At 37.0% G+C, this 25,880-nt stretch carries 23 protein-coding genes and 1 pseudogene; 9 read left to right on the top strand and 15 right to left on the bottom strand.

What is annotated here, in order from left to right:
* Positions 1-64 precede the first annotated feature (64 nt).
* Positions 65-496: a MarR family winged helix-turn-helix transcriptional regulator gene (locus U8521_RS05030; RefSeq protein ID WP_334352055.1), complete on the bottom strand. Its 432-nt coding sequence runs from the start codon at positions 494-496 to the stop codon at positions 65-67.
* Between the two features lie 111 nt (positions 497-607).
* Here U8521_RS05030 and alsS point away from each other — a divergent pair, with 111 nt between their 5' ends.
* Positions 608-2,284, top strand: a complete 1,677-nt coding sequence (gene alsS, locus U8521_RS05025; protein ID WP_334332122.1) for an acetolactate synthase AlsS — start codon at positions 608-610, stop codon at positions 2,282-2,284.
* 18 nt (positions 2,285-2,302) lie between these two features.
* A complete protein-coding gene (gene budA / locus U8521_RS05020; protein WP_334352054.1) occupies positions 2,303-3,013 on the top strand; it encodes an acetolactate decarboxylase in 711 nt (236 codons plus the stop codon).
* A gap of 224 nt (positions 3,014-3,237) precedes the next feature.
* On the opposite strand, the gene U8521_RS05015 is transcribed toward budA, so the two are convergent.
* The 4 genes from U8521_RS05015 to U8521_RS05000 form a co-directional block, all read right to left on the bottom strand.
* Positions 3,238-3,480, bottom strand: coding sequence for a HigA family addiction module antitoxin (locus tag U8521_RS05015; RefSeq protein ID WP_334352053.1), 243 nt, complete (start codon positions 3,478-3,480; stop codon positions 3,238-3,240).
* 108 nt (positions 3,481-3,588) lie between these two features.
* A complete protein-coding gene (locus tag U8521_RS05010) occupies positions 3,589-7,089 on the bottom strand; it encodes a BspA family leucine-rich repeat surface protein (RefSeq protein ID WP_334352052.1) in 3,501 nt (1,166 codons plus the stop codon).
* A 290-nt stretch (positions 7,090-7,379) separates the two neighbouring features.
* Positions 7,380-8,252, bottom strand: coding sequence for a DMT family transporter (locus tag U8521_RS05005; protein WP_334352051.1), 873 nt, complete (start codon positions 8,250-8,252; stop codon positions 7,380-7,382).
* A gap of 180 nt (positions 8,253-8,432) precedes the next feature.
* Positions 8,433-9,353: a DMT family transporter gene (locus U8521_RS05000; RefSeq protein WP_334332118.1), complete on the bottom strand. Its 921-nt coding sequence runs from the start codon at positions 9,351-9,353 to the stop codon at positions 8,433-8,435.
* A gap of 222 nt (positions 9,354-9,575) precedes the next feature.
* Here U8521_RS05000 and U8521_RS04995 point away from each other — a divergent pair, with 222 nt between their 5' ends.
* From U8521_RS04995 to U8521_RS04985, 3 genes are all read left to right on the top strand, one after another.
* Positions 9,576-10,529, top strand: a complete 954-nt coding sequence (locus U8521_RS04995; RefSeq protein WP_334352050.1) for a LacI family DNA-binding transcriptional regulator — start codon at positions 9,576-9,578, stop codon at positions 10,527-10,529.
* A gap of 382 nt (positions 10,530-10,911) precedes the next feature.
* Positions 10,912-11,175 (top strand): AbrB/MazE/SpoVT family DNA-binding domain-containing protein, encoded by a 264-nt coding sequence (locus U8521_RS04990; protein ID WP_334352049.1) that lies wholly within the window; start codon positions 10,912-10,914, stop codon positions 11,173-11,175.
* Positions 11,176-11,523: a type II toxin-antitoxin system PemK/MazF family toxin gene (locus U8521_RS04985; RefSeq protein ID WP_334352048.1), complete on the top strand. Its 348-nt coding sequence runs from the start codon at positions 11,176-11,178 to the stop codon at positions 11,521-11,523.
* A 37-nt stretch (positions 11,524-11,560) separates the two neighbouring features.
* Here U8521_RS04985 and U8521_RS04980 read toward each other — a convergent pair whose 3' ends face one another.
* The 5 genes from U8521_RS04980 to U8521_RS04960 form a co-directional block, all read right to left on the bottom strand.
* A complete protein-coding gene (locus U8521_RS04980; RefSeq protein ID WP_334352047.1) occupies positions 11,561-12,388 on the bottom strand; it encodes a PRD domain-containing protein in 828 nt (275 codons plus the stop codon).
* A gap of 22 nt (positions 12,389-12,410) precedes the next feature.
* Positions 12,411-13,862 (bottom strand): glycoside hydrolase family 1 protein, encoded by a 1,452-nt coding sequence (locus U8521_RS04975; protein WP_334352046.1) that lies wholly within the window; start codon positions 13,860-13,862, stop codon positions 12,411-12,413.
* Positions 13,862-15,706 (bottom strand): PTS beta-glucoside transporter subunit IIBCA, encoded by a 1,845-nt coding sequence (locus tag U8521_RS04970; RefSeq protein WP_334352045.1) that lies wholly within the window; start codon positions 15,704-15,706, stop codon positions 13,862-13,864. Before U8521_RS04970 ends, U8521_RS04975 begins: the two co-directional genes overlap by 1 nt.
* Positions 15,707-15,914: 208 nt before the next feature.
* On the bottom strand, positions 15,915-16,739 hold the full coding sequence (locus U8521_RS04965; protein WP_334352044.1) for an alpha/beta hydrolase: 825 nt from the start codon (positions 16,737-16,739) through the stop codon (positions 15,915-15,917).
* Between the two features lie 9 nt (positions 16,740-16,748).
* Entirely contained in the window at positions 16,749-18,710 is a 1,962-nt protein-coding gene (locus U8521_RS04960; RefSeq protein WP_334352043.1) for a PTS sugar transporter subunit IIABC, read from the bottom strand.
* 454 nt (positions 18,711-19,164) lie between these two features.
* Between U8521_RS04960 and U8521_RS04955 the strand changes: the two are divergent.
* From U8521_RS04955 to U8521_RS04940, 4 genes and pseudogenes are all read left to right on the top strand, one after another.
* Positions 19,165-19,986, top strand: a pseudogene (locus U8521_RS04955) (EAL domain-containing protein).
* Complete coding sequence (locus U8521_RS04950) at positions 19,970-20,473, top strand: hypothetical protein (RefSeq protein WP_442886124.1); 504 nt, start codon at positions 19,970-19,972, stop codon at positions 20,471-20,473. Before U8521_RS04955 ends, U8521_RS04950 begins: the two are co-directional and overlap by 17 nt.
* A gap of 9 nt (positions 20,474-20,482) precedes the next feature.
* Positions 20,483-21,808: a glycosyltransferase family 2 protein gene (locus U8521_RS04945; RefSeq protein WP_334352042.1), complete on the top strand. Its 1,326-nt coding sequence runs from the start codon at positions 20,483-20,485 to the stop codon at positions 21,806-21,808.
* 87 nt (positions 21,809-21,895) lie between these two features.
* Entirely contained in the window at positions 21,896-22,591 is a 696-nt protein-coding gene (locus tag U8521_RS04940) for a M57 family metalloprotease (protein WP_334332110.1), read from the top strand.
* A 208-nt stretch (positions 22,592-22,799) separates the two neighbouring features.
* Here U8521_RS04940 and U8521_RS04935 read toward each other — a convergent pair whose 3' ends face one another.
* The 5 genes from U8521_RS04935 to U8521_RS04915 form a co-directional block, all read right to left on the bottom strand.
* Entirely contained in the window at positions 22,800-23,060 is a 261-nt protein-coding gene (locus tag U8521_RS04935; protein WP_334332109.1) for a hypothetical protein, read from the bottom strand.
* 111 nt (positions 23,061-23,171) lie between these two features.
* Positions 23,172-23,726 (bottom strand): TetR/AcrR family transcriptional regulator, encoded by a 555-nt coding sequence (locus U8521_RS04930; RefSeq protein WP_334352041.1) that lies wholly within the window; start codon positions 23,724-23,726, stop codon positions 23,172-23,174.
* 87 nt (positions 23,727-23,813) lie between these two features.
* Complete coding sequence (locus U8521_RS04925; protein WP_334352040.1) at positions 23,814-24,422, bottom strand: sugar O-acetyltransferase; 609 nt, start codon at positions 24,420-24,422, stop codon at positions 23,814-23,816.
* 48 nt (positions 24,423-24,470) lie between these two features.
* Positions 24,471-25,646 carry an MFS transporter gene (locus tag U8521_RS04920; RefSeq protein WP_442886123.1) on the bottom strand — a complete coding sequence of 392 codons (1,176 nt, stop codon included), beginning with the start codon at positions 25,644-25,646 and terminating at the stop codon, positions 24,471-24,473.
* A 3-nt stretch (positions 25,647-25,649) separates the two neighbouring features.
* Positions 25,650-25,811 (bottom strand): MFS transporter, encoded by a 162-nt coding sequence (locus tag U8521_RS04915; RefSeq protein ID WP_334352038.1) that lies wholly within the window; start codon positions 25,809-25,811, stop codon positions 25,650-25,652.
* Between the last annotated feature and the right edge of the window lie 69 nt (positions 25,812-25,880).

Below are 25,880 nucleotides of genomic sequence, written 5' to 3'. Positions count from 1 at the left end.
GACGTTTTACCGGTAATTTTCAGTGATATAACGCTACGGGGTAGTTTTTTTGAAAATAATTTTTTTAATTTTCGTCTATTGGACCTACTATTGTCGATACGACTGCTTCAATAGAAGATACTAGTGGACTGTCTTTATCGATGCCAGACTTAGCGAAGCGGTCTTCCCACCACTGGCTTCTGATATGTTGCACTTGGTCGACTATTTCAGAACCTCTGTCGGTTAGGTTGAGAATTTTGGTTTTGCCGGCACCATCTGTCTTCGATAGGTAATTCAGCTTTTCCATTTTGTTGATTTCCCTGGTAGCTAGGGCTTTATCAATGACTAATGAGCGGGCTACTTGATTTTGGGTGATGTTTTCATAGTCGCTTACAGCCAATAAAATACAGGCAGCTGTTGGGTTAAGACTGATCTCATTGAACTTCTTGCGGGTATCTTTATAGTATTGTCGATGTAAAATCGAGATATCTTGGGCTAAGTAGCCGATGTTTTTCATATGCTTTCATCCTTTGAAAATAGTTACGTGTTGACAAATCAACATGAATGCTTTAAATTCTTCTTATAAATAAGTATAAAACAAATCTACATAAAAAAAGAGGTTATTTAAATGTCAAATCAAACTGGTGCTGATGCATTGATCCAAACAATGATTAATCAAGGTATTAAGTACGTCTTCGGAGTACCTGGTGCTAAAGTTGACCGATTATTTGAATCTCTTGAGCACAATAACGACCCTAAAACGCCAAAATTAATTATTACTCGTCACGAACAAAACGCCGCTTTCATCGCTGCCGGAATCGGTAGAATCACTGGTAAACCTGGAGTTGTCGCTACTACTTCTGGTCCTGGTGTCTCAAACATCGTTACACCACTCATCACGGCTACAGCTGAAGGTGACCCAGTCGTTGCTATCAGTGGACAAGTTCCACGAAATGATATAGCTAGATTAACGCACCAAGCTATCGCAAGTAAAGAATTATTGAGCGCCGCTGCTAAGGATAGTGTGGAAGTTCAAGATCCTAACAATTTGTCGGAGTCTTTTGCAAACGCTTACCAAAATTCGATTACTGCTAAAGCTGGGGCTGCCTTCCTATCTATTCCTCAAGATGTCTTGAATGATGAAGTTACTCGTCCGGTTATCGACCCACTCCACAAAGTCCATCAAGGCGGTATGAATCAAGAAGTTATCGACGAAATCGTTGACAAGATCAAGGCAGCTAAGTTGCCAGTTATCTTGGCTGGTATGCGTTCTTCTACTAATGAAGTCACAGAAGCTATTCACAATTTCTTGCACAAGTTCTCAATCCCAGTTGTCGAAACCTTCCAGGGTGCTGGAGTCATCTCGCGTGATTTGGAAAAAAATTATTACGGACGTGTCGGCCTTTTCCGCAACCAGATTGGTGATACTATCCTCAAAGAAAGTGATTTGATCATCGCTGTCGGCTACGATCCTATTGAATATGAAGCTCGTAACTGGAACATCGACCGTCATGGGGAAATTATTAATATCGATGCCGTCAAGCCAGAAATCACCAATGATTATCAACCTGACTTGATTGTTAACGCTGATATTGCTAAGACTCTTAACTCGGTTAGTGCTAACTTACCAGAAGACATCGACCTAGGTAAAGAAATGCATGAACACTTGGCTGATGAACAGGTTAAGTTCACTAAGACTGATGCCATCCCTGAAAACCATTCTGACAAGGACGGTATCCATCCACTAGCTATCATCCATGCACTACAAAATCAAGTTAACGACGACACGACTGTCACAGTTGATGTTGGTAGTCTCTACATTTGGATGGCACGTCACTTCAGAAGTTACAAGCCAAGACACTTGCTTTTCAGTAACGGTATGCAAACACTAGGTGTCGCACTTCCTTGGGCTATCGCAGCTGCCTTGGAACGTCCTGAACAACCGGTTGTTTCTGTTGCTGGTGACGGTGGTTTCCTATTCTCAGGTCAAGATCTTGAAACGGCGGTTCGTTTACATTTGAACATCGTTCAATTGATCTGGGACGACGGCTATTACGACATGGTTCGTTTCCAAGAAATTTCTAAATACGGTCACGATGCCGGTGTCAAATTAGGTCACGTTGACTTCGTGAAGTACGCTGAAAGTTTCGGTGCTACTGGTATGCGCGTTGAGAGAACTGAAGATCTCGAACCAATGCTAGCCAAGGCTTTTGACACAAAGGGACCAGTTATCTTGCACATCCCAGTTGACTATTCTGATAATATTAAACTAGCATCCAAGTTAGTTGACGATGTTTTGAACTAAGATAGAAAGAAGAATTTCATGTCAAAAACAAATATTCTCTACCAACACGGAACACTAGCTTTACTAGTTCCTGGTTTGTTAGACGGTACAATTACAATGAAAGAAATGTTGCAACACGGCGATACCGGTATCGGAACTGGTGAAGGATTAGATGGTGAGCTAGTGATTTTAAACGGCACACCTTATCAAATCGACAGCCACGGATCCGTCAATATCGTACCTGACGATTTCACGATGCCATTTGCTAACATTCACTTCGCTAATTATCAAAAAATGTTCGACGTTAAGGATATTTCTCAAAGCGATTTGGAAGAAAAAGTCACTTCTTTGACTAGCACCAACACTTTCTTCTCAATCGAATTGCACGGAACCTTCAAGAACGTCAAAACCCGCGCAGTGAAAAAATCCCAGAAGCCATACGACACACTATCCAAAACCGCCGAATGCCAAAGTATTTTTCAACGCGAAACAGTCGCCGGTACCATGTTGAGCTATTACTCACCACAGCTTTTCGACGGAGCTGCAGTTGCCGGTTTCCACAACCACTTTTTAGCAGATGACCACGACTTCGGCGGCCACATGTTAGAATTCGGAAGTGCAACTGGTACAGTATCCATTCAACAATTCGATACCCTAGAACAACATTTGCCAGTGAATAACAAAGATTTTTCCAGCTTTGACTTTTCTGGACATGACATTCTAGGCGATATTCATAAAGCTGAATCATAATATATAGAAGTAAAAAGACGAGTTCGCAATCGACTCGCCTTTTTTTGTATCATCAACCTACTACATTTAGCTCCAGATGTTTTAAATTACGTAAAATCAAGCATGATTATTATGTTGCATTGATATTCAATAATGGTTCTAAAATACACAACTAAGGTTCCGATTTGTGTATTTTGGAACCATTTTCTTTACGAAAAAAACTAGGATTTCTACTAGTTTTTATTTTAAATTGATCTTTTATCGATATCTTTTTGAATATCTAAGAAATATGTTTTGGAAACGTTAAAAAATTGTCCTAATTTTTTTGAATCATCTACTGTTATCTTGAGCTGGTCGCTGAGTATACCTTCAATTCGTTCAGATGGTATTTTAGTTTCACTAGCTAGATTGCGTGATGGCAAATTTAAAGGTTCCAGGAATTCCTTTTTCAAGATTTCACTTACTTTTGGTGTTGGAATTTTATTCATTATTCTTCCCCTCAAATAATCGTATTTGATAATCAAAGTAATACTCTCTGGATGGAAATTTTGAAAACAAAAAACATCCCCAAAATTAATTAGGAATGTTTCAAAAATCTATCTTACGTCACTAGCAGCAATAAATTCGTTAGTTGCGACGCGGTAATATTGAACATTGTTGATATAAACAATCATATCCGTACGCCAATCAGAATTTGCTTGCAAGGCACGATTTGTGATCTTTTTGCCATGTGCATCAACTAATCTAGCTTGCCATTTAGTGGTTACCACTTTATTAACAGCTTCATAATTGTAGCCATCGCTTAGTTTGATCCATTCGTTAGTCGCAACGCGCAAATAAGTAACGCCATCAATGACGAGTTGTTGATCACTCATCCAGTTAGTGTTAGCAGCCAACATTCTGTTAGCCTTAGTAATTTTATTTCCATTGATATGGTAAATTGTGACATTACCTTTATCACTGAAAGTTGTAATTTTGCTTGTTTTGTTTACTACTTGTGGTTTAACCGTTGTTTCGTTGTTGTTAGAATTGTTGTTTGGTTTTGAAGGTTTTGTTGGAGTTGTTGGTTTATTTGGTGTTTGTGGGTTAGAAGGTTGAGTTGGTTTAGTAGACGTTTGACCCGATCCATCTTGAGTATATTCAACCTTTTCGGTCGTAGTAATCGTACCGTCCGCATTAACAGTTGCATTAACAGAATATTTATCCATTGTATATCCTTTTACATAAGGGACTGAAACTGTGATTGTATCACCTTTTCTTCCTTCTACATTCTTAACAACTTGTTTTCCTAAATTACTTTCAATTACAACATCAGCTTTTACTTTGACAGCTTTTGTTACAAATGTTTGATATCCTTTTCTTCCTTCACCATCATAGTATTTTACCAACGATTGCCCTGAGGTATCAGTTGCTGAAAACGATAATAATCCTTCTGGTTTTTCTTCTGTTCCTTTTCCAACAGAAATCCAATTATTTGAACCAAAGTTCGGTAATACATCTTCTTTATGGAATTTATTTTTTGCGCCTAAAGTAATTTTAAATAAGTTTGTTTTGGTGAACATGTTACTAGTATTTTTAACTTGTTTCATATCAAAGCGAGAAACATCTAATGTTCTTAATGCAGAGTCACCGTAAAACATCTCTGACATATCTGTGACCTTACTTGTGTTGACATAAGGCATAAATATTCTAATCAAATTCCAATCATTTTTAAATATTGCATGCAGGTCAGTCACAGTTTCAATTTCATCCCATAACTCAATTTCTTTAAGTGAATGCATATCAGCAAACATAGATGACATATTCTTCACACTACTAAAATTAAATCCTGTTGGGTTTATGTCTTTTACATTAACAAAATAGTTAGCAAATAGTGAAGATGAATCTTCCGGTAATTTCACACCTGATTTTATATCGATAGAAATAATTTTGTTACCATACTTTTTCCCAATTTCTTGTGTATCCTTGACAGTAATTTTTCCACCAATCAAATATAATTTTCCATCATTCGATATAACATAATTAGATGTTCCATCTTTCCCCTTAGTGATAATCTCATCTGTTCCTAATCCATCAGGAAGTTCATTTAAATCCCCCGGATTTTCAGGATTTTCAGGATTTTCAGGGTGATAAGTTATCTCATCAGATGTGGTAATCGTACCATCTTCATTCACTTTAACTTGAACTCTCGTTTGATCCATATAATACCCTTCTATGGTAGGAACATTTATGTAAAATGTATCACCTACTTTTCCTGTTACATTTCTTACAACTTTTTCACCTAAGTTAGTTTTTATAGTAACATCGGCTGTAATTGTTGGTATTACCGCATAAAAACCATGCTCACCTATCCCACCTTTTCCATCATAGTATTTTGCCAATGATAATCCAGTCGTATCAGTAGATGAGAAAGACAAATCACTTCCATCATATTCCTTTTTAGTTTCCCAGTTACTTGAATATTTGTTAGGGAGTGTGTCTTCTTTTGAAAATTTATTCTTTGCCCCTAATGAAATATAAGTTAGATTTGTTCCTTTAAAAATATCCTTTGTCGAGATAACTTGTCTCATATCAATCTTCGAGATATTTAAATCTTTAAGGGATGAAACACCAGCAAACATCTCTGACATGTCTTTTACTTTTGAAGTATCAAATCTATTTATACTGAGTGTATTTATACTTTGATCACCCTTAAACATTGAATTCATACTTTCAACATTGCTAGTATTAAGATCACTATCAAAATAATTAAGTGCTTTTAAATTTGCAAACATGTAAGACATATCCTTGGTTTCCATAGTATTAAATCTATATAAGGTAAAATCCCTTACCTTAGTAAATCCTTTAGCAAATAAGTTAGAAGAATCTTTAGGTGCCTTTACATCCCCCTTTGCAAAAGCAGTTGTAATTCTAAAAATTTTTTCTCCATAGTCCTTACCAATTTGTTGAGTATCTTTAACTGACAGTTCCCCTTCTAGAAGATACAAAGTCCCTCTGTTTGAAATAACATAATTACAAGTCCCATCTTTACCCTTAGCAATTATTTCTTTAGTTCCTAATCCATCTGGCAATTCTTGTTCAACCAAATTCTCAGCTGGCTTAACTTTAAATGTTCTTAAACCAGTACTTTTCGACCCATCATAATATTTAGATAAAGAAGCACCAGTTTTTCCATCTGACGAAAATTGAAGTACTTCTCCACTAGGATCATTACTAATCCAATCTCTAGAATACGCATTAGGCAATAAAGTATCTTTTGAAAAGTTATTCTTGGCTGATAGAGTGATACTTTCTAAATTGGTTTTCCCAAACATGTCTTTTGTATTTGTTACGTTGGACATGTCAAATGTAGATATATCCACTTCCTTCAAAGATGAACATCCAAAAAACATTTCAGACATATCCATAACTTTACTACTATACAAGTCCATTAAATGTACATCAATTAAATTTTTATCATTTTTAAACATAGATTTCATACTTGTCGAATTAATTCCGTTATTTGGGTTAAACAAAATTCCAAAAGTCTTCAAATTATTCATATTTTCAAACATGGATGACATATCCTTTGCTGAAGATATATCCAATTTTCCAATATTCATTTTAATTACTTCAGTAAAATAATCAGCAAATAAACGTGAACTATCTTCTGGAGCAATTACACTATAAAAAGCATTACCTTTTGCGAAACTTGTATCAATGGAAGTAATCAATTTTCCATACTTTCTCCCAATTTCTTGCGTATCCTTTACAGACAACTCGCCCTCTAATAGATACAAGACTCCAGCTCTTGAAATAACAAAATTTGAGGTGCCATCCTTACCAAAGGCTAACACATCTCTTAAACCTAATACTTCAGGCAATTCAAAGTCTGGTTGTAAATTTTCCTTATCTTTTATTCCCTGACTAGTAGTATCTTTTGATGTCTCAATAGTCTTCGAGTCATCTACTTGTGTAGCAGCATCCACCACAGTAGTACCAAAAGCAACACTCGCACCTAAAGCTAGGGTTGAAGCAACTATCCAATTTTTGCCCTTTTTATACATTTTCTTTCTCATGATTGTATTTGGGTCTTGTTTCATTTGTTGAAATCTCATAATTGTTTTCCTCCTAGTTTGTCCCGAAAATCCCCCTTTTTCGAAATCTAAAAAATTGTATCAATCATCAAGATTTTTTTCAGTAAAAAACGGCAATTTAATTATATTAGGTTTCACGTTAAAAACCGCAGTATAATAGGCATTCTCTTCTAATATAAAAACTTAAATATCGGTTACTATTTAGAGAAATTTATTAAAATTACGATGGTTATTAAAACATAAAATCAGCACTCCTTTCTAAAAAATAAGCACGAAAAAAGCACATCCCATTTTCAGGAATGTGCTAAAACTTATTTTGCAAAGCGAATTGAGACCCAGACACTGGCCAAAATCAGGCCGGTTCCTAAAGCAAATCCCCACGTGAGGTTCTCGCCTAGGATCAACCAACCTAACAGTGTCCCGACGATCGGTTGTAACAAGTAAATCAAACCGGAGATGCTGGGACTGACCATGGTCAAACCTTTATTCCACATCACAAAAGCAGCAGCGGTGGATAACGCTCCAACATAGAGTAAGCAAGCAATTACTTTTGGATTTAAGAAATTGACACTTGATAACGCGGCAATGTTACCCATCACGAATGGAGTTAGGCAAATCATGGCAACAATGGTAGAAATTATCGTAATTTGTAATGCAGTGTAATTGGGCAATAATTTAATCAAAACGGACATGAACGACCAAGTTAAAGCAGCGATGATTAAGAAGAAGACTCCTAAAATGATATGTTTTCCACTCAGATGAACACCAACAATCATGACGACGCCTAAAGTGGCCATGATCAGTGAAATTATTTTAACTCGATCTAGCTTCTCTTTTAGAATCAACCATGCAAAAATCACCATGAAAGTTGGAGTTGATGATGTGACGACGGCTCCAGTTTGAGCACTGGAAAACCAAGTCCCTGTTTCTTGAGCAACTAATGAGATGGCGTAACCGGTCAATCCGCAAAGGAAAAACCATTTCAAATCCTTCTTTTGAATGTGCCACTTTTCTCGTTTGATCAATGAGAAACCAACTAAAAAAATTAACGCGACTAAATATCTTAGCCAGACCAACTGGATTGGATGAATTACTCCGACAACCATTTTTACCGCAACAAAAGTACCACCCCAAATGCTAGCAGCGATACTTAATAAAATAGAACCTACTACTTTATTAGACATAATCTTTGACCTTGTGGTTTCTCAGGAACAATAAATTTATAAAATTCTATCGAAATCTTATTTTTGTAAAAATTATAGCATTGCCAACTGAAAAAGGAACAATAATTTTCATTTACATTTCGGAAATTTTTCCAACAAAAAAAGTGAACCCAAAATGGATTCACTGATAGTTTATTATTTTCAAATGTTACTCCCGGCGCTGGCTAAACTCGTGTCACTCGACGATGAATTGTCGTATTTAACAGAGATCCAGACGCTGAGGAGGATCATTGCTGAACCGATGACGAAACCGACTGAGATTTGTTCCCCTAGCAGTAACCAACCTAAGAATGAACCGACGATTGGTTGAATCAAGTAGAATAAACCAGATGAACCGGCACTGACGATTTGTAACCCACGATTCCACATTACATAGGCGACGGCTGTTGATACAGCGCCGATATATAGAAGACTCCAGATTACTTTTGGTTCAGCGAAGTTGATGCTTGTAAGTGATGACATATCACTCAAAATAAATGGTGTCAGAGCAACTACCGCTACTACTGTTGACATAATAGTAATTTGTAAAGAGCTGTAAGTCTTTACTTTCTTGACCAAGACTGACATCAAGGCCCAAGCGATTGAGTCAAGAACTAGGAGCAAGACTCCTAAAACAACATTTGTTCCTGACATCTTTAACCCGACGATCATTACCACTCCAAGAATCGCAATGATGACGGAGAAAATCTTAACTTTGTCCAATTTTTCTTTCAGAATCAGCCAACCGAAGATGATCATAAATGCTGGAATCGTTGACGTGATCACTGAACCAGTTTGGGCATTGGACAACCCGGTACCCATTTCCTGGGCAACTAACGAAATTGTGTTTCCGATGATCCCAATCCAAAAAATTAATTTCAAATCAGACCAATTGATGTGCCATTTCTCGTGTTTGATGATTGAATAGCCAATCAAGAACACTAACGCAACTAAGTATTCCAACCAAACGAGTTGAATTGGATGTACCTCGTTGACAATAATTTTTACAACTACAAACATTGCTCCCCAAATAATTGAAGCAATGGTTAAAAAGACGGATCCGAGAATCCTTTTAGACTTCATGAGTAATATTTCCCTTCGCGTTGATTTCAATTGAATTCATTGCTACGCCACAAACTGATGTGGCCGAAATATTACTGCTGTCAACTAACGATAAATATTCACCTTCCTTATGTAATACGGACTTAGTATAACAATGACAGATAATAAAACAACCGTTCTAGAGCAGTAAACGTTTTCAATGTATAATTAAACTAATGAAGAATTATTAATAAGAGGAATTAAATGACAACAATTTACGATTTAGCTAAGAAAACAGGAATTTCCAAATCAACCATCTCACGAGTCGTCAGTGGTAACGGCTATGTGAGTGCAGAAAAAAGAAAAATCATTTTAGACGCTATGCACGAAATGAACTACATTCCTAATCAAGTAGCGAAAAACTTGAGGAGCAAGCGCACAAATACCATCGGCTTTCTGATCAACGATTACATGCCATTAGTTGGCGAGCTGATCAATGCCTTTACCCAAGTTGCTTCAAAATACGGTTACAGCGTCAATCTATACTTCACCAAGAATCCGGAAAAGGAGTTGCACACGCTTGATTTGCTCACTAGTAAACGTCTGGATGCCGTTTTTATAGCGTTACGACTCAACTCCTGGGACACTATCAGCTCCTATGCCAAATTCGGTCCTATCGCTACTTGGCAAAGGGTTGAACACCCCCATATCTATTCCAATTACATCGACCACTACCCCATTTATCTAAAAATTTTAGAACGTCTTAATAACGAAGGTTACGATCACGTGGGCCACATTCTGTCACCGATTCGTAACGGTAACACGCAAGCTCGAATCAAAGCTATCGAAGATTTTTCCCAACAGCATCCAAAAAGCATACAAACCTTCGACTTCTATGATGGCCAAAATGGTGTCGGCCACGCTGCGGCTGAAAAGTGGTTAAAAAGTCCTGATCCACCCAAAGCTATGTTGATTTTCACTGATTATGTAGCGGCCGACTTTATAGCGACATTACGCAAACATCACGTTCGTGTTCCTGAAGATTGTCTCGTGATTGGTAGCGATAATAGTGAAATAGCCTCCTTGATGAATTTTCCAACAATCGATTTATGTTTCCGCAATCAAATGCACAATGGTTTTATCTACTTATACAACCAATTAAACGACACTCACTTGCCTTACGAACATGAAACGCCACACTTTATTGGAAGTTACTAAAAGTATTTTAAGAAAACGCTTGACCTGGGACCAATCCCACATCGTAATATATAGTCGTACCAAGAAATGAGTCGAACTGATAAGCCTGACATTTGATAATTTGTAGAATGGTTATCATTTGGGGTCATCGTTGATCAACTCACAAAATCAAGGTAGAGTGCTAGATTGTGTCTTATACCCCTTCCTTCAAAAGGTTAATAATTTAGCAATCTAGTCACTGAATAATTTGCGGTAAACAGCCACTACTGCGAATAAAAAAAGAAGATCTCGCTTGAGGTCTTCTTTTTTGCGTACTTTTATTAAAGAACGCATTTATATTGATTTGAATTATGCTGCGTTATAACATGATAATGAAATGCGCTCGAAAGGAGATGACCAATTCGTGGAAGAAAAAAATGAAACATTTGCCAAGCCCATCTTTAACTCAAAAGGTTTATTAATACCTAGAGAATTAATAAACAGTTTGGGCATTGACGATTTTGAAAATACTGAATTAACCCTTAAGGTTGAGAACGGTTCTTTAGTGATTCGTAAGAAAGAATCTACTTCTAGACTAATGAAGAAGTTTGGATATCTAAAAAAGCAGAAGAGACCTAACAATACTGAAATGGATTGGGGTCCGTCCGTGGGAATGGAGAAATTTTAGATGTATCATCACTACATTCCTCAAGGTAGTATTTTTATGGTCAATCTAGAACCTGTTATCGGTCATGAACAAGGTAGAACTAGACCTGTAATAGTTGTTTCAATTCCCGATTTCTATGATTTGACTGGAAATGTACTAATAGTTCCGATAACTTCAAAAATTAAGAACTACGGATTAACTATTCCTATAAAGGCAACAAAAGCAAGTAGAGGGATCCATGGTTTGGCTTTATGCCAACATCTTAGATCAATAGACATAAATGCAAGGGTTAATAGACTTATTGGTACTTGCACGTCCAATGAATTATCCATGATACTCGATACAATTAGTAGTTCTCTCTATGTATAAAACAAAAAGAAGATCTCGTTTGAGGTCTTCTTTTTGTTTATCCGTTTATTCTCTGTATTTGCATCGTCATCAACATGAGCTCTTCATCCGTCAATGGCTCAGAGAATTTAATTTTCACATAATCAGAAACTTTTTGAGCGACTTGAAAGGCTTTCTCATCCTTACTTTTAACAATGGCAAAGATTGCTGGATCAGCATCTTCAAACATATTACCTGCAATGATCCGTTCCACGAGAAACTTCACATGCACGACACAACGCTGGTAATTCGGAGATGACTCGTCAACATTACCTAATTGATATTTGATAATATTAACGATTCGGCCAATGATTTGTCCAGCTTTTAAAGCATCCCTTCGATCATCACTACCTGTTTCTGAATTAATTACATGAGCTGCAATATTAGCTGCTTCTTGTTCAGAAAATTGTGTACCCATTTCCTTATTCAACAAATCAACAGCATACATTCCAACGGAGAATTCTTTAGAATAATAAGTTTTGATTTCCCAATAAACTTTATTCGTTATAACGACGTTATGCTCTTCACGTTCTAGAGCAAATTTCAAATGATCCAATAAAGATACATAAAGCGAACTACTCAATTTAGTATGCATACAATCATTTGCATGTGCGATAATCTTTTGAGCAATTTCCATTAATTTAGGAGACGACTGAGCGATCGAAGTCAACAGTTGTTCGACGTTTCCATTTTCAACCGGTACAAAAACTTGGTTATAAGAATCATTGTCGAGCACAGTACCAGGCTTTTTACCATAACCAATACCTTTACCAAGCAAAATGAATTCCTGGTTACTGTCATTGACTGCCAACACAACACTCGAGTTCAGAACTTTTTTAATTTTCATCCATTTACCGTCTCCTTTACAATTAATCTAAATCTTCACCATTTGAGGCAATCACTTTTTGATACCAATCGAATGAATCTTTCTTGTATCTATTCAAAGTACCCTTACCTAAATCATCTTCATCGACATAAATAAATCCATAACGTTTCGACATTTGTGAAGTTGAAGCACTGACCAAGTCGATTGGAGCCCAACTAGTATAACCCATTAAATCAACTCCAGCGTCAACTGCCTTAATCATCTCACGGAAATGTTCTCTAAAGTAGTCAATTCGATAATTATCATGAACTTTTTTATCATCAGTCAAAGTGTCTTTAGCACCCATACCGTTTTCGACAATAAACAATGGTTTGTGATATCTATCATACAATTGTAATAGGGAAATTCTCAAGCCAACTGGATCGACAGTCCAACCCCAATCAGTAGTTTTTAAATGTGGATTCTTCCCACCAACAATTGTATTTCCAGCTGTTAGTTCAAGGTTTCCCTCATCATAAGAAGAAACCATCGACATGTAATAACTGAAGGAAACAAAATCAACCGTATTCTCCTTTAAAATTTGAAGATCATCATCAGTCATTTCTATCTTAAGGTTGTTTTTCTTAAAGAAATCCAAAATAAGTGGTGGATATTCACCGAAGACTTGCACATCTCCAGGGAAATAATTCATAGTATTTTTATTGAATGATGCCAAAACATCCCTTGGATCAGAAGAGTTAGGATAATCAGTCAATTTAGTCAGCATACAACCAACTTGACTACCTGGGATAATTTCGTGACAATCCTTTGTTACTAGAGCTGATGCAACAAATTGATGATGGAAAGCTTGATATTCATCTTGCAACAAGTTCTCAGATTTATCCGGAATAATGCCAGCTGAGGTAAATGGATGACGCGTGACACTGTCAATTTCGTTAAACGTTAACCAATATTTCACATCATCTTTGAACTCGTGGAAACATGAATCGCAGAATCTTCTGAACATATCGATCACGCGACGATCGACCCAGCCGTTATACTTGATTGCCAAATTTAAAGGCATTTCATAGTGGGACAACGTTACAAGTGGTTCGATATTATACTTGTGCATCTCGCGGAATACTCTTTTATAGAAGTCTAAGCCTTTTTGGTTAGGTTCTGTCTCTTCTCCAGTTGGGAAAATTCGACTCCAAGCAATCGAAATTCGTAACGTCTTAAAGCCTAATTCTCCAAACAATTGGATATCTTCTGGATAACGGTGATAAAAATCGATACCTCGGCGTTTTGGATAATACTCTGTGTCGTCAGTTTGAAGTGCTTCTTGAATACTTTCAGAAGTAACCCCAACATTTTTCTTGTAATCTTTGACATCAACATTTGGTTTGTAAGTAGCAACATCGGCTACTGAGGGACCTTTGCCATCAACATTCCAGGCACCTTCAACTTGATTAGCAGCGATTGCGCCACCCCATAAAAATCCTTTTTTTAATCCCATTATTGAACTCCTAACTTTGCAATATTTAAGACCGGTTGCAATTCTTCTTCACTATCAGTTTCCGTTTTATCAACTGAATATTGATCTTGATTAGTAACAATCATCATCGTGATTGGATTGAATCCGGCTTTCTTGATTTCTTCAAGATTGAATTCAACCAATAAATCACCTTTTTTAACTACTTGATTTTTTTCAACTTTTACATCGAAGAACTTACCATTTAATTGTACCGTATCGAGTCCGATGTGGAATAATACCTCGGCACCAGTATTAGTCTTCATACCTAAAGCGTGTTTTGTATCAAAAATCATTTCAATCTGACCATCAGCCGGTGCATAAAGCTTGCCTTCACTAGGAATAACGGCAACTCCTTTTCCTAATAATCCTTGTGAAAAGACGTCATCTGGAACTTCAGATAAAGCAACAACTTTCCCAGCAACGGGTGTATCTAATTCTTCGGAAACATTTTCTTTTTCTACTTCTTCTTTATTAGTGTCAGTTGTAACTTCGTTCTTCCAAAGTAATAAACCAGCTACGAATGAAACAACAAAGGAAATTCCAAATCCAATAAACGCATTGACGATATTCATTGGGTTACTCTTATCAACAAACATTGGCATACTTGCAAGTCCCGGTCCAACTAATGTGAAAGCATTGATACCTACGATACCGATATATGTACCACCAATAACACTTCCGATAATAACACTAGATAGAGCACGTTTATGTTGTAAAGTAACACCGTACAAAGCCGGTTCAGTGATACCAAAGAACGCTGAAATACCAGCAGAAATTGCGGTAGATCTTAATTTTGAATCCTTAGTTCTTAAAGCAATTGCAAAACAAGCTCCACTTTCAGAAATATTGTGAGCTAATGATGCTGGCAAATAAAGTGCTTCTTTACCCATGGAACTAAATGTTGCAACAACGTATGGAATCATTGGCTTGTGCATACCAGTAGCAACCATAAATGGTAGAACTCCGGCTAGAATTGCAGTAGCGACCCAACCTAAATGAGTATTTAAGAACAAAATGATATTAACGAAATATTGACCTACAACATAACCTAGAGGTCCTAAGAAAAGTAATGTCAAAGGTGCTGTAATCAGCATCGACATCATTGGAACAAAGAAAATTCTAATTGGTTTGGGTGAATACTTAGTAAAGACTTTCTCCATCACCGCATAAAGCAAAACACTCAAAATAGCTGGAAATACTTGAGAACTATAAGTAACATTCAGAACATTCATTCCAAATAGAGTAGTTCCTTTAGCTAACATCGAAGCAATGTCAGGTAAAATCAAAACTCCAACCACTGACAAAGCGACCAATGGATTAACCTTTAACTTCTGAGCAGCTGTCACGGCAACCAATAGTGGTAGTAAATAAAGTGGTGCGCCACCAATTAAGTTCAAAATTTGATAAGTCGGACTCTTTTCACTCATCCAACCAAACATCGCCACCAACATCAAGATGGCTTTTAAAATACCGCCACCAGCAATTGCAGGAACTAATGGTTGAAAGACCCCAATAATAAAGTCCAAAACTAAGTGACCGATTGATTGTTTAGGTTTAGAACCTGGATCCTCATTCAAATTATTTCCTAATAATTTTTGAACGGCATCAAACATTTCAACAACGTCATTACCGATAATAACTTGGCATTGCCCTCCCGCAATAACAGCTCCTAAAACACCGTCAACACTTTTTAATTTATCTAAGTCCGCTTTGTCAAAATCATTAAGTGTAAAACGAAGTCTAGTGGAACAATGAATCAAGGTATTAATATTATCAACGCCCCCGACAAATTCAATGATTTGACTAGCACTTTCTTGATTAGCCATAACTTACTCCTCTCAGACACGAAAAAAAGACAGCACCTAAAAAAACACAGATTTCACTCTGATTCTTTTAGATCCTGCCTGCTTTACCAGTTACATGTCTAATTAATTTTCTTAACAGTTATTAATGTAAGCCCTTTCTAAGAAATTGTCAACACATTTTTTGAAATCGCTTTCCAAAATGTGCCTCTTGGCATTAAATCCATTCGCATTATCCTAGCAATTTCATCATCTGTAACCAGTTCAAAGCTAATTCAATCCATTTCGAAGTCCAAGAATTAAGATACTTGCGTTTACCCGGCTTTTCTGTAACGTAAGTTCCAAACACTAAGCCGTGAATACCCGATCCAAATAAGTGATACTCCACGGGAATATTCAGCTCATTCAGTTTGTCGACGTACTTGATCGTATTGACGACTTTAACTAGTTCATCTGTCTGGGTCTGCCAAACAAAAGCTGGTTTGGAATTTTGATTCAATAAATCTTGTGCTTTCCAAAGCGTTCGATCTTCAGAGATTTGATGTAACGCATGATCATCATTTGGAAAACTACCGGGAATCGTCATATCGATCACTGGATAACCTAAGATAACTGCAGCGTGTTGACCACGATATTGATCTAGTTGGTATTTTTGACGTAACGCTGTATCGCTTGTAACGCCGTTATAAGAAGCTACTACATGGCCGCCAGCAGAGAAACCAACTAAAATAATTTTCTTCTTATCAATGTGGCGTGACGCCGGTTGATTAGTGATCCAGTCAATTGTTTTGGCCAATTCTTGCAAAGCAGTTGGATAGACCGGCTCATTTCCTATCAGCTGATATTCTAAAACAACGGCGTGCATACCAAAGGAATTGAAGCGTAACGCTACGGGCTCTTCTTCCCTTTGTGAATGGAAGGTAAAACCGCCACCTGGACAAATGATGGCAATTGGAAAATCGACTTCTTTATCAAAATCAGCAATCTGATCAAGCCAATAACTCTTCACTTGAAATTCGTGATTGGAAATTTGTAATTTGTATTTTTTTGTTTCCATAGTCTACTCCTAAGCCACATTGACATTTAAATTCATCGAATCATTTTTTTTAGCCAACATCTTGTCTGTGAAACCAAAGAGATAAACTAAAACGACTGAAATCAACAACGTTCCATAGTGAGAAATCAGATATCCGTAGAAGTTACTACCGATACCGACTCCTGGTGTGATAAAGGCTGGGAATCCAATTAAAGCACCGGACAAAGCGTAATTGTTGACTCTCAAGAATCCTGTCAACGCACCACCTAAAGCGCTGGCGATACTTGCAACCACAAAAATACGCTTATACTTCAAATTGACACCATATAGCGCTGGCTCAGTAACTCCACAAAAGGCTGAAACGGCAGCGGCAAGTGAAACTTCCTTCAATTTCTTATTCTTAGTCTTCAAGAAGACTGCTAGAACCGCACCACCTTGGGCAACCATAGTGATTGAAAGAATCGAATTGATATAACTATGACCGTTAGTAGCGATATCGTTAATAACAATTGGAATAAGTCCCCAGTGCAAGCCGAAGATAACCATTGTTTGATAAACGCCACCAAGCACGAAACCAGATAACGTTGGACTGAAGCTGTAAATAGCAACTAGACCATTAGATAGGCCTTTACTCATAGCGGTAATAATTGGTCCAACACCGATCAAAATAACTAAACTCAAAACTAATGCTTCCAAAATAGGAATAAAGACGCTTCTTAAATATAATGGAATAATTTTCTTTAAAAATTTCTCAACGTACTTACCTAACCAAGCTGCCACGATAATTGGGAAAACTGATGAGGTATATGAAACTAAAGTAGTCGGAATGCCTAGGAAAGTTGTTGCTGAAGTACTAGCTTTACTTGCTAAAGTTACTAAACTTGGATAAATAATAATTCCACCAACAATAGCCAAAACAATTGGATCCGAGCCGAGTTTCTTAGCAGCTGTGAATCCTAGAACAATTGGTAAGAAATAAAATGTTGCATCACCAATAGCATTTAAAATAATGTAAGTACCACTAGTTGTGGATAAAATTTTAAAGCCAGTTAAAGCTGCTAGAATACCTTTCAGAATACCAGAACCAGCTAAGATACCGATAATTGGAATCATTGAGGCAGTTAAAACACCAATAAAATTACTGATACCATTCTTAATTTTGTCCCAAACCGATATATTTTGTGCCTTAGTCGTTTCAGCAACAGCTTCAGCCGTAGCGGCGTTATTAGTATATTGCGTACCGATCTGTTTGATTACAGCATCATAAACATCAGTCACCGCTTGACCAATAACAACTTGATACTGACCACCGGCCTTAGCAACACTGATCACACCCGGTAAATTCTCAATCGTGTCATCATTAGCCTTCTTGTCATCCTTCAAATAAAAACGCAAACGAGTTATACAGTGAATCAAACTGTTGATATTTTCTTTACCACCAACGTTTTCCACAATGTCTGTGGCTAATTGGTCGTACTTACCACCTTTACCAGTGGCCTTTTTAGTTGCTTTGACAACTTCAATATTAGCTCCGGCAACAATCTGTCCGGCGGTAACATCTGAATCCGTATCACTCATTAAAAATTGCTTCAAAATATCTTTACTGTTAGTAATAGCTAAGATTACTGTCTTTTGCTTGCCAGCATTGGTAATTTTTTTCCAATCCGCCGTGATAACTGCTTGTCCAGCCGTTACCTGGTCACCTTGCTTAATTGAAACTGTAAAAGGTTCACCCTTTAATTCAACTGTATCGATTCCCAAGTGGACTAAAACGTCTGCTCCGTCAGCCGTTCTAATCCCAAAGGCATGTTTTGTTTCAGCAACCAAAGTTACTACACCAGAAACTGGTGCAACCACTTTACCGTCGCTGGGTTCAATAGCAAAACCTTGTCCCATTAAACCTTGAGAAAAGACGGGATCTTTTACCTGATCAAGCTTCAATAGCTTTCCGTCTACAGGAGCCGCTAATGAAATCAATGTTTGATTACTCATAACGTTCACAGTCCTTTTCTATAAAATAATTTCTTGATTACGCTTACATTATAGATACCATTTTTTGAATAGTCAATATTTATTCGAACTAATTTCGTGGTTTAAGTCGAATACATATATCAATAGGTATCTATATCATGACAAGTTAATTGTAGCTTGAAACCGGTTTACATTGTGCTATTAAGGCTCGGCTACAAAGATAATATATATAAATTTATATTATTTTTATAGACAAATGGTATAGTTATAAAAATACTTTCTCCATACATTTTTTAGTTATTATTTATCGATTTTTTAAATAGGTGTACACTGCCGTCTCGTGCACAATTCGCACTTAAAAAAAGCTATACCTCTTGCAATGAATAAAGGTACATACATTTAATATAAAAGGCATAATTTTAGTTGTATACTTAATATAATCGTGTCCGTAAACAAGGAATTACAAAGGAGCAAAATGAACCTATTACAACTAGAAATATTGTTGTTTCGCATAACTATTATCACTTTGATTTTATTCGTTATAACGATAATTATCTATTATTAGCGTTCTAGAAAATCAAATAACAATTACCTGGAAAATAAAGATTTCGAATTAAAATACTTTATCCAAAAGCAAGTCGATCATACCGGAAAAACAATTGGCTACGAATGCTTATTACGTCAAAAGCAGCCTGATGGAACTTGGAAACTGCCTAAGAATTTGGATTCCCTTCCTTTACAACGGGTAATCTTCCTATTAGAAGATACTTTCAAATCGTTGCCAACCGAACCCATTCGGCTCTCAATAAACCTTGAATACAATCAAATAATCAGTTCCGATTTCTTATACTTCGTACGTTGGGCAATTTCAAAAATTGAACCGATGAAACTTTCCATCGAGTATTCACCCAAGTTTGGTCCTAAATACGTCAATCATTACCAATTTGAAAATAAAATCAAGCGTGCTCAAGCTTATGGCATGCAATTTAGCATCGATAACGTTGGTTCACAGAAGCAAAATCTCAAAGATATTGAATGGATGTTACCCTTTATCGATAATATCAAATGTTCTATGCGTGATTTCCGAAAAAAAGATCCTTCTATTTGGCTTGATTTAAATTTGCAATCCTGGAATAAAATCACCAAAGAACATAATATTGAACTCATTTTGATGGGCGTTGAAAATAAGGCAGATGAAGATTTGGCTCAATTTCTCAAAATCAATACTCGTCAGGGTTATTTATTTGGTCATCCAACCAACCCAGAAATTCAAGGTGATAATTTTGAAAAAAAATGACAAACAACAACTTTATACTGATGACTATTTTGAAAAAGGCCACTGGTTGAGAAAAATCTTTCAAACGTTGATAGCCTTGATTGGTTGGTTTTGTGTAATCATTCCCATCGTTATAACGGTAACAGCCTTTTGGGCTAACTTTAATCCCAAAATCCCGCATCTATGGTCATATGCCGAAGGAATTCTAGAGATCCGTTTTATTGGCGTTATACTATTCTTTGCTTTTGTGATGTCAGGCATCTTCGCCATCAGTATGACTATCATTCAAAATCGAAAACGTGACCGTTTAGTGGAACAGTGGCCTACTTTCAATCCTATCAACCAAAGAAGGCGTGAAGACACTTTAGCCAAGTTCATCGATCACCGTTTTGGCGACCAAGAGTTTCGTGAAAATGTCCGTACACTTGATATTCAACCTGAACAAAACTTAGATACCGATACCATACAAAAACTATATGAGAAAAATAATCTTAACGATTTAGACTAAGGGGGAAATATGTATAACATTTTTGTTGACCACATTTTTGAATCAACAGCACTCGGGACAGTTTTCAATATTTGCTTACTGATCCTTTGCCTGTATCCTATCACTGGTTCTTTTTTGTGGTTCTTTGGAGCGTTATCCTATCGTTTTGTTAAAACCGATAAAGAAGATGACAACTGGGTAGAAATCCCTCCAAACGAACAACCTATGATCACTATCATGATTCCCGCTCACAATGAAGAAGTTATGATTGAGGAAACAATCACTTACCTATTCGAACACTTAAATTACAGTAATTTCGAAGTTCTCGTCATGAACGACGGATCGACTGATAAAACCGCTGATATTATTAAACAACTACAAACTAAATATCCTAAATTGCGTACGATCAACATCATCAAAAATAAAGGCAAAGCTCACGCCTTCAATATTGGAATGCATTTTGCCAAGGGTGAGTACATCCTCAGTAACGATGCCGACACGATTCCTGAGCCTGATGCGTTGATGAAATACATGAATTTCTTCATTCACGCTCGCGACATGAACACTTCAGCCGTTACCGCCAACATGGACGTTCAAAATCGAACCACTCTCTTGGGAAAGTCACAAACGGTGGAATTCTCAAGCATCGTCGGCGTAATTAAACGGAGTCAAACTTCAGTCAACGATTCTATGTATGCTTACAGTGGCGCCAATACTTTATACAAGAAAGATTTTTTGATCGATGTCGGTGGTTTCAGACAAAATCGAGCCACTGAAGATATCAGTATCGCTTGGGATCACCAAACAATCGGTGCCGTTCCACGATTTGCTCCTAATATCGTCTTTCATATGAACGTTCCCGAAACTATCAAAGATCTATACAAGCAACGTAAACGCTGGGCTCAAGGTGGGACGGAAGTTTGGTTAACTAATTTAAAAAAATTCCTCTTCCATCCTATTAAACGTCGCTACCAAATGTCGATGTTTATTGATTCAACCCTTTCAATCATCTGGTCATTCTTTTTTGTCATCACCTCAATTATCTTTATCATCTTAATGATTTGGTTTGCAATCCAGGGAAATTATGAACGAATTTTTCATGCTTTCGCTATCTCTTTTATCTTTGTAACTTTTGAAATGATTGCTGGTTTAATTCAGTTAATTACTGCTTTAATTTTAGACCACCATGCAGCCAAGATGAAATATGTCTTATTCGCACCACTATACATTTTGTTCTACTGGATGATCAACCCCATCACAGTTGTGACTACCTTCATACCAGCACTCAAGACTATTTTTGGCTTTGGTTCTGGTACCTGGTCTAGCCCTGAAAGAAAGAGCTTACAGAAAAAATAGCTATCTTTTCACAAATAAAAAATTGGACTTTTAGCACTTCAACCGATATGATTATTGGGAAATCAAAGATTTGGAGTGCTGCAATAAATGAAAAGAAAACTGTGGGTTTGGTTGTTAGTCTTAGCCTCCATTATTTTAGTAGTTGATAAGAATCCCAATTTAATTCCACATTTAAAATCAACCGTCCAAGAAGCTGGCGTCAAAGTACAGCCTTACTTATATTCACTGGAAGCTTCGGTTGACAGAAAACTCAATGGCACGACCAAAACTACCACTGAGAAACAAGTCGGTTCGACCGTAACTCCAGCCGAAAGCCCGATGAAAGATGTTTCCACTTCGAATGTGTATTACTTCCATTTTAAAAAGGATGTTCCGCAAGCAGTCAGAAATGTTTTCACGCGAGCTGTTAATACATACAATGCAACGGGGATCGTTCGCTTAATTCCAGGCAATCCTCAAACTAATAAGAATAGCATTACTTTTTTTGTTTATCACAAAAAGATTGAAAATATTGCCTCTAGAACCGTTGAATTAGGTAATGGTGGTCCTTCATCATTAGTGATCAATCACTTTGCCATCAATACTGCTCAAGCAGGTTTGAATCTACAATATCCAGACTTATCTATTAAAGATTCCGTTGCCGTTCACGAACTAGGACATGCCTTAGGACTAGCTCATAGTTCTAGTACTAAATCAGTCATGTACCCCATGGATCAAGGTATCAGCACCTTATCACAAGGCGATATCAATGGACTGAGAGAAATTTATAGCTCTGGAAAATAGCTTTCCGATTTATACATTACGAACTACTTGATAAAAGATAAAAGAAGGTATCGCTAGAAACGCACATTGAAGTGTAGCGGACTAGTGATACCTTCCTTTTGTTTTGCTTATATTTCTATTTTAAATAGAACTACTATTTTTAAAGAAACAGAAAGCAAATAAAAAATGGCTCAATAAAGTTAAGGTACAACACTTTATTGAGCCATTTTTATACTTTTTTCTCACGAACACTTTTGATCCAACGCGGTGAATAACCAAATTGCAACGAAATCTCTTGGTTAGTCATATTGTCTAACTTTCCGTCCTGAATTGCTTCCTTCAGTGAAACTCGATCATACATTTTCATTGGTAACTGTAATTGAGTTCCTCGAAATAGTTCGTAAATCTTTAATAAATTCTCTTCCCCGACGATGTCATACAATGCCTTGTACGTTGGATGCAACATGTCATAGTTTACCTTACTGTGCATATTGCCACGCCTCCTATAGCGATATTTTCTAACAGTTATAAAATATCAAAAAATACAAGACACTAAAAATATCTTTTACATGCATAGTTACATGTAATGTTCATTATAAATCTACAAGGAAAGCAGAACTATCTCTAACATGTCATCGAAGCTATCACGCTTGGAGACGGGTGTATTAGTATAACGACCACTACCAACGTTAATAATTTGTCCAATAATTAAATTGCGTAACATTCGGGAAAAGACCATCTGTCTTTTTTCATCGGGAATTAATGAATTTAAATAACGATGTAAAATTTCATAAATATTTCTAAAGCTACTATTTAATGGTTCATCATGTAAATGATCAGCTGGAATATCAATGATTTGTTGAACCATCACGTATTGCCCTAAAGAAAATTGCACGCAAATATGACAAAAAGCCTTGATGGCTTGTTTTCCAGTCAATCCTAAGAGATCAGCTTCTAGACGTTGTGACAGTTTGTCATAAAAATCCGCTGCCACACTGACTCTAACGGCTAAGACATCAGGGAAATAATTGTAAATTGCCTGTGAACGAGTACCTACTAACCGACCGAGCTTACTAAAGGTTAAGTTGTCCTGGTCATCAATAATCTTAATCGCAGCTTTAATTACTTTTTCTTTAGATAAGGTCCGTGCTGTCATCTTGAAAACACCTCCCCTTAATACTTCATTATAGGTGGAGGATTTTTACAATTCTATTTATTTATCAATTGATATACAAAATGGAAATTATTCCCAAATGTCTAATTTCTCATCTTTATAAAAATAGTCATGATCATGTTGATTGATCTCACGAAGAACCTTACAAGGAATTCCAACTGCCACTACATTAGCAGGAATATCTTTAGTAACAATACTACCGGCTCCAATTACTGAATTATCACCAATCGTCACTCCTGGCAGAACTGTGACGTTACTACCTAGCCAAACATTATTACCAATTTTTACCGTTTTATTGAATTGATAATGTTTTGCTCTAATGGCCGGATAAATAAGGTGTCCAGCAGTTGCTATCGTTACATTTGGGCCAAACATCGTATCATTTCCAATGTAGATCTCTCCATCATCGACTAACGTGAGATTAAAATTAGCATAGAAATTCTTACCAACATGGACGTGCTTGCCACCCCAGTTAGCGTGAAATGGCGTTTCAATCATACCGCCAGTTCCAAATTCCGCAAACATCTGCTGTAACATATCCTCTTTCAAATTCATTTCTGAACGTCTTAGTTCGTTATAACGGTCATTTAATTCTTGAGCTTCAAGTTGCTCAGCTAAAAGTGTTGTGTCATCAGGGTTATAAACTTTCCCATGTTTCATGCGCTCGATATTTGTCATCTGATATCCTCCTCAATTATTAATATTATAGACCAAAAAAAGCTTCCACTAGGAAAGCTTTTTTGTGTGTTCTCTTCTAAATAGGTAACCTAAAATCAAAATTACTGCGATGATCAAAAGCATTGCTGTCAACATGATACTGTGGATTCCCGAGAAGAAGATCCTTCTCATTTCAGGAATCAAACTCTTTGGTAAATACTTTGCGTCGGCGGCGTTACTGAGTTTGTTCATCATCGCCATCGTTATGTGACCGTTACTATTCTTAACTCCATGCATCAAAGCAATATTTAAAATTACTCCGTAAATTGAGGACATGAAAGTTTGACTGAGGATTCTGACTAAATAAGCAAAGGAAGTTGAAATTGGAACATCACGTTCTTCAACGTCAAATTGAACCGCAATCAACAAGGCGTTGAAACAAATTCCGACACCAAATCCTTCAAAGACTCCCATGATCAATAAGAAAGTGTAACTGGCACTTTGTTTTGCAACGTACAGACCAGCAAAAGAAATCAAGAAAGCAATTGTCCCGATACCAATAATCGAGTAACGATTCAATTTTCTCTGAATTAGAGGTTCTAGTTCTGATCCGATGAAGTTGGCGATGGCTCCGGGAATCTGTGTCATACCACCGATCAAAGCGCTCAGACCCATGATTCCTTGCGCCCACATGGGAATATAGATGTTGAAGGCCACAAACGACCCCCACAACAGAGCAAACAAGATCAGGTCAATCACGAGTTTCTCATTTTTGAACAGTCGATTAGGTACGATTGGATCGTCGACTTGACTCTCAACGCGTGACATCCAAAAAATCAGCAAGCCACCAAGAATGATGAAGGCAATCGTAATGAAAATCGAAGCGACTCCAAGCAACTGAATTCCAATCAGAATAGCCGTCAAACCGAGTACCATCAAGATTGCACCGCGATAATCGACTTTAGCATGATTCAAAGTTTCTTTGATCTTGAAGAATAATGAAATAATAATAATTGAAAGGAGTGCTAACGGCAGATTGATGTAAAATACCCAGTGCCAACTGAACGTATCAACGATCCAGCCACCAATCAGCGGTCCGATAATCGAAGTCCCACTGAAACCAGCGGAAGCAATCCCAATAACTTGTGAACGACGTTTAATATTTTTGAAAATCTGGGAATAAATAATAAAGGGAATAGTGTTCATACCACCAGCCCCAATCCCCATCACACATCTAGCAGTAATGAATCAGATAATGTTGGGAGCGAGTCCTTGAAATAAGGCCCCAATCATGAAAACAATCGTCGCCGTAATATAGGCAATTTTGTTTCCACGCTTTTCACCAAATTTACTCCATAACGGTGTTGAAACGGCCATTCCCAATAAGAAAATCGCCACGATCCAACCCATGTAGTCAACTACCACTGACTAAAGTCAGTGGCTTGTGAACTTCACTAAATAGCTTATCGCTACTTAATT

Source organism: Companilactobacillus miaonis (genome assembly GCF_036913615.1).
Lineage (GTDB): Bacteria > Bacillota > Bacilli > Lactobacillales > Lactobacillaceae > Companilactobacillus.
The sequence above is the reverse complement of the archived record's forward strand: the minus strand, read 5'-3'. Positions and strand labels throughout refer to the sequence as shown.